Source organism: Neobacillus drentensis, from assembly GCF_021560175.1.
GTDB classification, from domain to species: Bacteria; Bacillota; Bacilli; order Bacillales; family Cytobacillaceae; genus Neobacillus; species Neobacillus drentensis_A.
Genome location: NZ_CP091110.1, coordinates 2,640,054 through 2,652,773, shown reverse-complemented (window position 1 = coordinate 2,652,773; position 12,720 = coordinate 2,640,054). Strand labels below are relative to the sequence as shown.

Genomic DNA, 12,720 nt, shown 5'->3' with positions numbered 1-12,720 from the left:
GGGTGTCTTTTTAATTTAGACTAAGTAAAAGAACCCTGTTGATTGGAGCGGAAGGCGGCGAAGACTCCTGCGGGAGTACGGGACAGGGGAGACCCCGCAGGCGCTAAAAGCGCCGAGGAGGCTCCCCGGCACGCCCGCGGAAAGCGAAGCCGCCTGGAGCGGAAATCAACAGGCAAATTACATACACAACTCTTATTTAAGGGGATTTTTAAGAACATGAGAATCGAAATATGATACTTAAATTATTTTATAGATTGTTCTACCGCCCTACACCCATTTTTTCAGTTCCTCAATAAAGCCAACAACCTCTTCCTCTTTCGTTGCCCAAGAAGTCACTAATCGAATCGCCGATTGATCTTCATCAACCTTCTCCCAAACATGAAACGAATACTTCTTCTCCAACTCAGCAATCACCTTAACAGGTAAAATCGGAAAAATTTGATTCGACGGAGAATTCGTTAAAAACTTCACATCCGCTTGTTTGAAAGCATCTTGAAGCAAAGCAGCCATCCGATTGGCATGCTCCGCCAAATCAAAAAACAAATGTTCCCGGAACAATTCAAGAAATTGGATCCCGACTAATCTTCCCTTCGCTAAGAGCGCCCCTTTTTGCTTAATATGATAACGAAAATCCTCCTTAAGAGACTCGCGGCAAATCACCAATGCCTCGCCCAACAACGCTCCATTCTTCGTTCCACCGATATAGAAAGCATCAACAAGGTCAGGCAAATCACTTATTTGAAGATCATTTTCCTTTGAACAAAGTGCAGACCCGAGTCTTGCCCCGTCCATATATAAAATAAGATTCTTTTCCCGACAAAAATCACTTAACGCCTGCAGCTCTTCTTTTTTATAAATCGAGCCGATTTCCGTCGAATTGGATATGTATACAAGTTTTGGTTTAACCATATGTTCATCAGGATGACCTTCTAGGACAGCTTGCACACCTGCTGGTGTTAGTTTCCCGTCCTTACTTTCCACCGACAGAACCTTATGCCCTGTTGCCTCGATCGCACCCGTCTCGTGGCCAAGAATATGACCGCTACTTACAGAAATAGCCGCCTCATGCGGTCTTAAAAATGCCGAAATAGCTGTCAGATTTGTTTGCGTCCCTCCTGTTAAGAAATGTATATCCACGTCAGCCCGTCCCAGTTTTTTCTTTATCAGCTCGATTGCCTGTAAAGAATAGCGGTCTTCCCCATATCCTTCTTCTTGAACTAAATTGGTCTCCATGATTGCCTTTAGGATTTGTGGATGTGCTCCCTCACTGTAGTCATTCTTAAAGCTGTACATTTTCAGTTCCCCCGTTTTTAATTTACCATTTTCATTTCACCCTTTATCCTACCATAATCCGACAATTCAAGTGAATCCCTACTCCCCTAAGTGAGAATAGTCATATCAATATTTACCTCTGTCTGGTCTCGAATAGTTCCCCTCATCTAGGTGACGATATATATGTACCACATTATTTTTAGGGAGTGAAGTTCTTGAAAAAAGGTTTAGTCACTTTCGTATTAGCTTCTACCCTCGTTGGTTTAACTGGTTGTGCCGATAATGGAACTAAAAACAACCTAAGAAATGACATGAACAACAATGCGCTTGATGTTCGCAACGTCAGGAACGATAACAATAACCGCCTTAATGTTAACAATGTAAATACTCACAACTTACGCTATTCAAACCGTGCAGGACGAGCGGTTGAGAAACTGCAAGAAGTGGATTTAGCACATGTTATCATCCGAAACAATGACGCATATGTTGCCGTCCGCTTAAAAAACAATCGCTTCCAAACGGGAACGGGTACCACAAACAATCGTAACAACACAACAGGTACTAGGGGAACCACTGGCATCACTGGTACCAATAATAATTTAGGGACCACTGGAACAAATGGACGTGACAACCACCTTACAGCACGTGGTGCAGGAACTGGTCTGAACGGAAACTACCCTAGTACGACCGGTGTAAATGCGCTTGACAATACAGGGACTGGCTTAAACCCTGGCGCTGGAGGTGCTTCGAACACCCGTGGTACAATTGGTATTCGCGGCACAAATAATAACAACAACACAGGGACCATGAACAACAACAATACTACTTTTACCGGCACAAATGACGGTACTGCTGGAACAAATGATGGGACTACTGGTACGAACTACCGCAGCGTGTCATCACCTCTTGATCAGCGAATTGCCGATCAAGTCCGTACAGCAGATAAGGGAGTCCACCGCGTCTATATTTCATATGATCGGGACTTCTTTCGTCAAATGACCAACTATTCAACTGATTTAAACACAAAAGGACGTAACAAAAACAACAACAACCTTTGGAACGACTTTAACAATACCGTTAAGAACATCTTCCGTTAAGCGGTAAAAGGAAGCATTGCTTTTCCTCAATGGGAAATGGCAATGCTTCTTTTCTTGACGAATTCTAACGATTCATCAATTGATCCTTATCATCCGCTTGCGGAGGTTCCTCCATCCAGCCATTTTTTATTAAAATATTGGCCCCATCTTCCGCATATAAGGAAATTTCAGGAATCAAAGAGGCATACCGAAAGGCCAGATCTTTCCTAGGACTTGCAGCCATAGCCATTCCATAGTTACCAACTCCAGCAGCAATCATCGCTGATGTCATAAACATCATTAACTTATCTGAAAATATCGATGCTGTGGAATCCATTACAGCCGCATCCCAGCTCATTGGTGCGGGAAGATCTTCTTTCATGAGGAAATCGCTAAAGATATTCATGTGTTTATGAGCAATTTGTTTGCCTCTATTCAGGAACTGCTTGACCTCTTCGCTCTTGGCGATCTGACCAAATCCTGTGATTAAAGCTTTTCCAATCGCATTTGTTTGTACATTCATAAACAGATGAGTAATCTCAATCGATGTCAACGCTCTTTTTTTACCAAGAATTCCGTTTATAAATTGCTGTTTCTCGACAAAGTCTACTTTATCAGGTGTTGAAATAAACGGTGGTCTAATATATGTCCCTTGTTTTAACATCAAGTGGCGCGTTAGGTCTTGCAGTTTAACCGCTGCTTGTAAAACTCGTTTATGAAAAGATACTACATCTTCTCGTGTCGTTAATCCTAAAGCCGCGCTGCTGGCGGTCATGGCTAGAATGGACATTTGTCTTAAAAACATCAAAACGAACGTATCGGAAAACAGTTTTGGCGCTTCCGGCAATACATCCCTGTCCGTAAAGCCAAATGGAATGGGAAAGTCTTCTTTATTAAAAAAATCCTGTAGAAACTCAACATGAATTTTCGCTTCAGTTAAAGTAAATTCAATAATGGTTCGTACTTCTGGGTCAGTAGCTTTTTCTAAAAAGTGCCTGTTCACACAAATAGCAGAGGTATCATTTATGTATTGAGACCATAAAGTCGACATTTCCGCTGCCGTCAGACGGATTTCAGATTGACCTACCATTTAGAACCCTCCTCACGGAATGAGTTACCTTTTTTCTTTTAAAAAATGAAAACCGTAAAGCAGCATTGACTTTATAAAAAAGAGGATTGAAAGCTGATATTTCTTCAATTGGATCAAAGAAGCGATTCTAAATTTTTCTAAGAAGCTTACGAATGGAAAGGTAAAAGCTGTATCAATGACAAGATTGGTTATGGTGTAAATCCAAAATTTCCCATAGGTGAATTTTAAGATCCACATCGAGCCAATAAAGAAAGGGCCCCAAATTAACGGGAATTCTCCGATTGCGTTCGGGCTTATCTTTTCATAAAAATACCACCAGTGCCTTTTCTTCGCAATCATACTTTCCAATCGTACAACGATGGCAATAAAAAGGCATGCCGGCCAGAATCTCTTGACTGTTTTCTTTCCTAATAACGGGATGGAAAACCAAGGAAGAATTAACATAATGAGTAAAAATAATTTGGATTGTTTCACTAATAAGTGCCTCCAATTCATTCTTCTGATGTTAGGTTTACCAAGCAGAGAGAGAAATATGAATGGTTGTACAATCATTCCAGAAAACAAAAAGAGCGATTTCCCAACCGCTCCGTCATCTGTTTCTTTTTTTTACCTCATACAGTTTTCGTTTGATTTCTTTTTCAAGCTGCAGGAAAAAGCTTTCTACTCCCTTGGTGGCGCCAGAATCTAAAAGCCTCTTCCCTGCTAACCCCAGTGCCCCTGATACCTCGCCTTTTGCTTTACAGGTTAAGTGGGTTACCCCTTTGTTCTCTTTAAATAAGAGTAGAGCCATGCCATTCATTTGACCCAGACTGCCATCCCCGTTGATCTTGAGTCGTAATAAGGCTGGCGATTTTTCTTCAGCAAGGTGAATTTCTAGCTTAAAAAGATCTTGGATTGGTCCCATATTGATTTCCATTTCACCCGCGTAAATGCCAGGTGATGTCTCCGAAAATGACTTGCATCCCGGTAGTGATTTCTTTAGAACCTTTTCATTTTTAATATACTTCCAAACCATTGATCTAGGTAATCCGAAACGATACTGGTATTCAATTTCCACCGTTTCTCCTCCCATAACCAGCAGATTCTTGCAATCCTATGCTACTCATTATTCTTATTCACGGATGGGCAATGTTGTTAAAAGAAATCGTCTGGATTGGAACAGGGCGTAAAAAAAACTGACTCGCATCATCGTACGTAACGACTTGCCCGAATCAGCCTTTTTCGACAGAACTTATTTATTTTTATTTTCTTCTTGATTTGGAGTCAGTTCCACCGAGAATTCTGTTAATAACTCTGGTTTGGATGGGATTCGATTCCCGGTTTCCTTTTTAGTTTGGGCACTAGAGCGATATCTCATCACAAAATAAATAGCGGAAAACAAGACCACCATGATAATCCCAGACACGAGCCCTGTTCCTTGGCCCGGAATTAATGGCATACTCAAAAGAACAATGATTAAGCTAATCAACGCTATATAGGAGGTATAAGGAAAGCCCTTAACTTGACAGTTCCCATCAGGTGGACAGCCTGCCCTTTTGCGAAACCGGATATGGCTGGCCATAATGACGGCATACGTAAAAATCAACGTAAATCCACTGGTGCTGATCAAGACTAAATATACTCTAGGAAACAACAAACCGAAGCCTAAACCTAAGAGCATGGCGAGGCCAGAAAAAAGAATGCCGCGATAAGGTACATTTCTATTATCTTTTAGCAATTGCGGTGCATGTCCCTCATCCACTAATGAACGAATCATTCTGCCAAGCCCAAAGATGGCAGCCAGCATCGCCGACAAACTCGCCGAAATCAACACCAAATTGAGGGCCGAACCTGCCCAGCCAATTCCCCATCGATCGAGTGATGCCACCATCGGACTAACGGTTTCATTTAGAGCTGCTGTCGGAATCAAAGGAAGGAGGACGGCTGCATAAAGGATATACAATCCAACTAAAGAAAACACGGTATACCGAATGGCCTTAGGAATCGTATTGCGGGGATCTCGGGCTTCTGAAGCGGCTAAACCAATGATTTCAAAACCAGCATAAGCAAAAACGACCAGTAACATACTGCCGGCAATACCCTTGATCCCGCCGGGCATTAAGGATTCTCTTGCTAATTCCCCAGCACCGACCGCTTTTGCTCCAGGAAACAGACCTGCGATTAACACGATTGCTGTAATGATAAAGAACACGATGGCAAAGATTTTTACTCCTGACAGTCCGCTGACAATCTTCCCAAACTTGTCCGCTCCTAATAAGTTGACGAGTGTAACCCCAACAATGAGTATGCTTCCAAAAATAGCAATCGATAAATGGGGAAACCATTCACGAAGCAGGATGGTTATGGCTGTAGCTTCACTCGACATCGATAAAACCGTACCTGTCCAGTACAACCAGCCTACGACAAAGCCAAACCCTGAACCAAGTTCTCGCGCCGCGAAATTACTAAACGATCCGACAGTAGGATCAGCAACCGTCATTTCGGACAAAGCATATAAAATTAAATAAACAAGGACGCCTGCTAAAATATAGGACAATAAAATAGACGGCCCAGCTGCATGGATGGCAACGGATGATCCTAAAAAGAAGGAACCTCCAATGACACTTCCAAGAGCCATCATCGTTAACTGCCACGCGGACAGTCCTTTGCTTTTTGTCTCCATTAAACGCTCTCCCATACTCTAAATTTTGTCAACAACAGATAAGGATATTATTTGCTCCGGTAAACCATTTGATTCTGGAAACAATTTTGACCATTGTGGTGAGAGTATATATTCCATTTTAGCCAACGAAAAGAAACCGCTCAGGTCTCTCCTTGAGCGGTTTCTTTTCGTGCTTATGTTTGAATTAGCTGAATATTACCTATAAGTATGTTGGCTGGGCTCATTTGCCATGCCAATGTTTACGTATTCTTTCTCTAATTCGCTCAGGGTCATTTCGTACAAATGCTTATTTTTTATCTTATACACCCCTGATTGGATTAATTGTTCCATTATACCTTGTCTTTTATCGTGGACAGCTTCCTGAAGTAATTCACTCACCTGAGAAAACCTCCATTCATAGACTGTTATTTTTGACCTTCTGCCCTTAATTATAAATAGTCCTATTTTAAAATATTGTCGAATCGGCACCTGAGCGGAAACTTTAACCTTATTTTAATGAACGTAACAATTTTCCAATATGGACATAATGTTTTATTACAATATTTAAAGTGATTGTTACATTGTTCATTTTTGATGGTTGCATGAAAAATTGCTATACTCATTTTAAGTACAAACTCTCGAGAGACCAAGGTGAAGAATGATGATGAGATACGCAAATTTAGATGATGTTGAAAATAAAAAAACATTTAAAGATATGCGAAAATGGCAAAAAGAAAGAAAAGCCAAGGTGAAGGATTTAACGAGTCAAATTGAACAGTCACCAGTAAAAAAGATAACAGAACTCAACGAAAACAGGAGCAAAACTACCTTTACCTGGATCGGCCATTCCACCTTTTTAATCCAGCTAAATGGGATGAATATTTTAACTGACCCCGTTTGGGCCAAGCGGATGGGTTTTCAGAAGAGATTAACGGCACCCGGCATAGCCTTAGAGGACATGCCAGAAATTGATGTTGTGGTGATTTCGCATGGCCATTATGATCACTTAGATTTTCCAACGTTAAAAAAAGTAAAAGGCAACCCTCATTATTATGTACCAGCTGGTTTAAAATCACTCTTTTTAAAAAAAGGTTATCAAATAGTAACCGAACTGAACTGGTGGGAAAGTGTTGAACATCAAGGCATTTCCATTCACTTCGTCCCTGCTCAACACTGGACAAGGCGCTCCTTGAATGATATGAATATCTCCCATTGGGGCGGATGGATATTTCAAAATGAGAAAGAAACCCTTTATTTCGTCGGCGATACCGGCTATTTTAGCGGTTTTAAACAAATTGCTGATCGGTTTGAAATTGATACGGTGTTTATGCCAATTGGTGCTTACGAACCGGAATGGTTTATGGCTGTATCGCACATTAATCCAGAGGATAGCGTCAAGGCCTTCCTTGAGTTGCGAGCGAAAACCTTTGTTCCCATGCATTACGGTGCCTATCGCTTAGCGGACGATACTGGACCGGAAGCATTGGCACGGTTATACCGCGAGTGGGAAAAACAACAGAGGCCCAAAGAACAATTAAAGGTCCTTTTACTAGGGGAAACAATCGTATCATTTTAAAGAAGACCTGTTTGTCTAAGAGCCAGCATGAAGTTGACAACATTAGCTCGCGTAAAAGATAATCTAAAAATAGGCTGGTAAAAGGTTATTGTTGATTGGAGTGGAAGGCGGCGAAGACTCCTCGTAAATGCTATCGCATTTCCTTCGTGCGTGGGCTGATTCAAGGATGTAAATTCAAAGTCCTGCGGGAGTACGGGTCAGGGGAGACCCCACAGGCGCAATTGCGCCGAGGAGGCTCCCCGGCACGCCCGCGGAAAGCGAAGCCGCCTGGAGCGGAAATCAACAATTAACACTGCCTAAAAATAAGAAAGTGTCAGTTTGAATGGAAATCAACTCCTACATATTTCTGTTGTTTTCCTTGCTATAATGGAATATCAGGGAGTGAATAAAATGAAGTTTTTAAAGTACCTAATCAGTTTCGTATTGATTATCGGACTAGGTTCAGCAATCTGGATCTATTATCCACACTATCAACTATACCAAATGAAAAAACATACAGTTAAAGCCCGGCAGTCTGACAATCAAGTTTCCTATCTTACTTATTTTAAAAATAAAAAAGCTGCCACCTTGTATCATCTAGCCATCGGTGACTCGGTGATCCGTGGCGTTGGCGCCGAACAAAGTAAAGATCTGGTTTCGCAATTTTCGAATTCACTGGGCGAACAGGCAAATAAAAAAATAGCGTTTAATAACCAAGGCATTAACGGGATTACGAGTAGTGAATTAAACCAGCTTGTCCAGACCGGGCAATTTGATGACGCAATTAAACAGGCTGACATTATTACGATCAACGTGGGCGGAAATGATATCATTCATGCGGCCAAAGGACTAGATCTCCAATCGGTCTTTCAAACCTATGACGAGCTGCAAGCCACCTTTACCAAGAATTTAACCGACATTACATCTCGAGTTACCAAACTAAATCCTCATGCTACGGTGGTTTTATTAGAATTATATAATCCATTATCTCCGGATAATCAAATGTACGCACTTGCTGATAAACTGCTGCCTAAATGGAATGTCCATATTTATGAAGTGGCAAACCGTCTGCCCTCTTCGATAGTAATTGAAACGACAAAAGTGATTAACGGCGAGCATTTACAAAATTTATCTGCCGATGGTGTCCATCCAAATTTAGCAGGTTATACCGCCATTTCTGAGCAAATGATTTATCAATTTAAACATCAATATCGAAAAATAGCCGCATAAAAAAACGAAGGAGCATCACTCCTTCGTTTTTTTGCACATTCATGCGAACGTTTACAGGTCAAATAAAATTTTTATTCACTCTTTTAATCCGAATTTCACTTTTAGAGCGCCTTCTTTTTAAACGATTGACTCGTTCTTTTTCATAAAAATAATGAACGACGAAGTATGAAATAACGCTAAGGATAATACCAAAAATGGTCATTCCAATCAGAGCGTGAAATCCACCATGAATGAGGCTTACCAGGCTGTGGAAATCACCATGCAACAGCTTTTGGAATGAAAAGGAGCCATTGTGTCCAATTTTCACCTTCATTGGAAGGATTACTTTCCCTAATTTTCTGGCAAAAGGCAATAGAATGACGGGCAGCAAGGTCAGTTTTCCAATTACATTACCGATAATCGAAGCTGGAAGCGATCCTTTCGCCAAGCGGACAATCGGTACGAATAATATATATATGAGGGAGGCAGACGAAATGACTAACATCTCAAGTCCGAATCCAATTGCAAAACCCAATGATACTTTCTTTGCCCCTCCAGGAGAACGGAGAAGTTTTAAAATGTTTAACTTAAAAGCACGTCCTAGACGTTGAAAGAAATTATACTTTTTATGTTTTATGCTCATAAGTTAACCTCCCTACCGAATACAATAAAAGATTATAAGTTAATTATATTCCAAAAGAACTAAATAAACCAGAAGTACTATACAGGATATTGCTGGTTTTTTGAATATTAATATAAATTTAATTTAACGAGTAGATTTTTTATTAAAAATTAAGGTGACATGAAATTCTAAAGCGGGCTCATCCGTTTTCCATATCATATGCTAAGAACTTCATTTTGTTCCTTTTGCAGGACTTTTATCCTCACAGACGATTTCCTTGTATTTTCACAATTAGTACGTGTACCATAAAGGTAAAATGGTACTATTTATTGTATGATAATCTTACGTCTAATTATTGTGAGGAGTTAAAGCCTATGTCGCAAACGTTTAAAGCCTTGATTGTTGATAAGCAGGACGAGCAGTTTTCTGTTGAAGTACAAACACGAACATTAACTGATCTTCCGGAAGGAGAAGTCCTGATCAAAGTCCACTATTCGAGCGTCAATTATAAAGATAGTTTGGCGAGTATTCCGACTGGAAATATTGTCACACGCTATCCATTCATACCGGGTATCGATTTAGCCGGTGTAGTCGTTTCGTCTAGAGACGCTCGTTTCCAAGAAGGCGATGAAGTCATTGCCACGAGCTATGAAATCGGTGTCTCCCATTTTGGAGGATACAGTGAGTATGCCCGAATTCCCGCTAAATGGATTGTTCCGCTCCCTGATGGACTAACTTTAAAAGAAGCAATGGTCATTGGTACAGCCGGTTTTACTGCTGCCCTTTCGGTACAGCGTTTAGAAGAGAATAGCGTTACACCAGAAAAAGGTAAGGTTCTCGTTACCGGTGCGACGGGCGGGGTCGGAAGTTTTGCTGTCTCCATTCTTGCTAAGCGTGGCTACCAAGTGGAGGCAAGTACGGGTAAAGAATCCGAGCATGACTACTTGAAAAAGCTCGGTGCAGCAGCGGTATTACCCCGTGAAGAAGTTTATGATGGAAAAATAAGAGCCTTAGGCAAGCAAAAATGGTTCGCCGCTGTGGATCCGGTGGGTGGAGAACCACTCGCTTCATTATTAAGCCAAATTCAATACGGCGGTTCAGTTGCGGCTAGCGGCTTAACAGCCGGAACAAAATTGCCCACCTCCGTGTTTCCATTCATTCTTAGAGGCGTTAATTTACTGGGGATTGACTCTGTTTATTGTCCGATGGAAGCTCGCTTAAAAATCTGGAATCGGCTCGCCTCCGATTTCAAACCAGCCAATTTGGAAGAACTCATCCAAGACGAAGTCACGCTTGAACAACTGCCTGAAGTCCTTCCTACACTATTAAAAGCGCAGGCAAGAGGAAGAACGATTGTTAAACTAAGCTAATGTCCGGTAATAAAGAGGCTGACCCAAACGGTGGTTGATGAATAATTTTTGCACACTCTGTTGATTGGAGCGGAAGACGCGAAGACTCCTGCGGGAGTACGGGGCAGGGGAGACCCCGTAGGAGCGAAGCGACGAGGAGGCTCCCCGTTCCGCCCGCGGAAAGCGAAGCGTCTGGAGCGTAAATCAACAGACTAGTTAAATGTACAAAAAAAGAAGGTGCCCCAAAAGTTATTCTTATGGGACACCTTCTTTTTTGCATTTACTAACGGTATTTTGGTAAGACATGTATTTTTAGCGGCAGGTTTTGCTCAGTTATTCCCTCAACAAGCAATTGGGCCATTTGCCGTGCTCCATAGACTTGAAAATGGGTACTGTCCATTACTCCATCCGGGTAGTTTGGGTACTCGCCTGCTTTCAACCATAAAAATAAATTTTTCGTTTTAGCGGGTCCTAGCTGTTGATATAATTTTTTACTCTTTGCCGCTAAATCAATAACAGGGACATTTTCTTCCCTAGCCAGAGCTTTCATCGCCGCTGGATATCGGCCGTGTGTTTCCATTGCCTGGCCATCGCTAGAAAACCTATATCTTTGCACGGGTGTCACAAGTATTGGAATTGCCCCTTTACTCCTAGCGCCCTCAATATACTTTTTTAAGTAAGTCTTATAGGTTGTGTTTGGATCGGTATAAAGTCTTTTAAAGCTGAATTTCTCATCATTATGTCCAAACTGAATGAAGAGATAGTCACCCTTTTGGATTTGATTCAAAATCAATTTTAACCTTCCTTCATAAATAAAACTTTTCGTACTTCTCCCGCGCTTTGCATAATTCCGAATCGTCACTTTTGAATCTAGTATGGATGGCAGCACTTCCCCCCAGCCTGCCCGCGGGTAAAGTGATTTTGGATAATTGGAAACAGTGGAATCCCCGGCAAGATAGATCGTGACTGGCTTGCCATTTTGCTGGGCCATAGCACGCTTGGGTGGCTCTTCTGATGTTTGAACAATTGTGAAGGCAGCGACACCTGATACGATTAACAAAAACAATAACGATAGCTTCCATATAATTCCTTTACGCAATTTCAACCCCCCTATGTAAAATCCATTGATGTCTTAGTATTTATATAACCATAACCATAGATTCAAATCATATTTTATTTTTACACCTTTAGTGGTTTCTGTACAGCAATATCATTTTTTGGGATAAACAAAAAGGCAAATGGACAGAACTTCCAAATGGTTAGTCTGTACCTAAATAACGGTAGTTTCGCTGCAGAAAAATTCACAATGTTTTCTTTTTTCGGTCACTTCTATTTATTTAATTGATGGTAAAATAAGGAATAATAGGAAATGAGACATAAGCTATGGGATATGTTGAATCTTATTAGGGGGGATAATATGGTCGGTCATTTAGGTTTTTCCTATATAGGTCTGATCTATTTATTGATGTTATGGGTTCCCAACACTATATGGAGTAAGCATAAGCCAATTGATTATAACCCTACAGAAGAAAACAAACTATTATTATTTTTTGAACGTGTTGGACAAATATGCTGTACGTGCAGCATCCTAATTTTTAGCGATTTTAACCCTGCTCCATTCTCAGCATGGAGTTCTTGGTTACTAGCATCAGTTGCTTTAATGATTCTATATGAGATTAGTTGGATTAGATATTTTATTGGTGAGCATACGGAAGAAAATTTTTACCGAAGTTTTTATGGAATTCCTGTGCCTGGTGCAAGTCTCCCTGTGATGGCCTTTTTGCTCTTAGGCATTTATGGAAAAGTGATTTGGTTAATTGCATCCGCGGTCATCATTGGGATTGGACATATCGGAATCCACATTCAGCATTTAAAAGCAACTATGGTTAAATAAAGGCTTCTTTAG

General features: G+C 41.0%; 13 protein-coding genes. 5 read left to right on the top strand and 8 right to left on the bottom strand.

Features of this window, described 5'->3' with window-relative positions; all coding sequences use genetic code 11:
• Positions 1-267 precede the first annotated feature (267 nt).
• Positions 268-1,293 carry a threonine aldolase family protein gene (locus L1999_RS12225; protein WP_235743790.1) on the bottom strand — a complete coding sequence of 342 codons (1,026 nt, stop codon included), beginning with the start codon at positions 1,291-1,293 and terminating at the stop codon, positions 268-270.
• A gap of 194 nt (positions 1,294-1,487) precedes the next feature.
• Here L1999_RS12225 and L1999_RS12220 point away from each other — a divergent pair, with 194 nt between their 5' ends.
• Positions 1,488-2,369: a YhcN/YlaJ family sporulation lipoprotein gene (locus L1999_RS12220; RefSeq protein ID WP_235743789.1), complete on the top strand. Its 882-nt coding sequence runs from the start codon at positions 1,488-1,490 to the stop codon at positions 2,367-2,369.
• A gap of 64 nt (positions 2,370-2,433) precedes the next feature.
• Here L1999_RS12220 and L1999_RS12215 read toward each other — a convergent pair whose 3' ends face one another.
• From L1999_RS12215 to L1999_RS12195, 5 genes are all read right to left on the bottom strand, one after another.
• Positions 2,434-3,438, bottom strand: a complete 1,005-nt coding sequence (locus L1999_RS12215) for a DUF3231 family protein (protein ID WP_235743788.1) — start codon at positions 3,436-3,438, stop codon at positions 2,434-2,436.
• 24 nt (positions 3,439-3,462) lie between these two features.
• A complete protein-coding gene (locus tag L1999_RS12210) occupies positions 3,463-3,912 on the bottom strand; it encodes a hypothetical protein (RefSeq protein ID WP_235743787.1) in 450 nt (149 codons plus the stop codon).
• Positions 3,913-4,027: 115 nt separating this feature from the next.
• The gene (locus L1999_RS12205; RefSeq protein WP_235743786.1) at positions 4,028-4,495 is read right to left on the bottom strand and encodes an SRPBCC family protein; all 468 of its coding nucleotides are present in this window, start codon (positions 4,493-4,495) and stop codon (positions 4,028-4,030) included.
• Positions 4,496-4,669: 174 nt separating this feature from the next.
• A complete protein-coding gene (locus L1999_RS12200) occupies positions 4,670-6,100 on the bottom strand; it encodes an amino acid permease (RefSeq protein WP_235743785.1) in 1,431 nt (476 codons plus the stop codon).
• A gap of 195 nt (positions 6,101-6,295) precedes the next feature.
• On the bottom strand, positions 6,296-6,478 hold the full coding sequence (locus tag L1999_RS12195) for a Fur-regulated basic protein FbpA (protein WP_235743784.1): 183 nt from the start codon (positions 6,476-6,478) through the stop codon (positions 6,296-6,298).
• Positions 6,479-6,737: 259 nt separating this feature from the next.
• Here L1999_RS12195 and L1999_RS12190 point away from each other — a divergent pair, with 259 nt between their 5' ends.
• Complete coding sequence (locus L1999_RS12190) at positions 6,738-7,655, top strand: MBL fold metallo-hydrolase (protein WP_235743783.1); 918 nt, start codon at positions 6,738-6,740, stop codon at positions 7,653-7,655.
• Between the two features lie 390 nt (positions 7,656-8,045).
• Positions 8,046-8,864: a GDSL-type esterase/lipase family protein gene (locus L1999_RS12185; protein WP_235743782.1), complete on the top strand. Its 819-nt coding sequence runs from the start codon at positions 8,046-8,048 to the stop codon at positions 8,862-8,864.
• Positions 8,865-8,922: 58 nt separating this feature from the next.
• Here the strand turns inward: L1999_RS12185 and L1999_RS12180 are convergent, their stop codons facing one another.
• Positions 8,923-9,486, bottom strand: a complete 564-nt coding sequence (locus L1999_RS12180) for a DUF2062 domain-containing protein (protein WP_235743781.1) — start codon at positions 9,484-9,486, stop codon at positions 8,923-8,925.
• Positions 9,487-9,839: 353 nt separating this feature from the next.
• Between L1999_RS12180 and L1999_RS12175 the strand changes: the two genes are divergently transcribed.
• Positions 9,840-10,835, top strand: coding sequence for an NADPH:quinone oxidoreductase family protein (locus L1999_RS12175; protein WP_235743780.1), 996 nt, complete (start codon positions 9,840-9,842; stop codon positions 10,833-10,835).
• Positions 10,836-11,097: 262 nt separating this feature from the next.
• On the opposite strand, the gene L1999_RS12170 is transcribed toward L1999_RS12175, so the two are convergent.
• Positions 11,098-11,913, bottom strand: a complete 816-nt coding sequence (locus L1999_RS12170; protein WP_430540013.1) for a rhamnogalacturonan acetylesterase — start codon at positions 11,911-11,913, stop codon at positions 11,098-11,100.
• Between the two features lie 318 nt (positions 11,914-12,231).
• On the opposite strand from L1999_RS12170, the gene L1999_RS12165 reads away from it, so the two are divergent.
• The gene (locus L1999_RS12165) at positions 12,232-12,708 is read left to right on the top strand and encodes a hypothetical protein (RefSeq protein WP_235743779.1); all 477 of its coding nucleotides are present in this window, start codon (positions 12,232-12,234) and stop codon (positions 12,706-12,708) included.
• Positions 12,709-12,720: the final 12 nt, after the last annotated feature.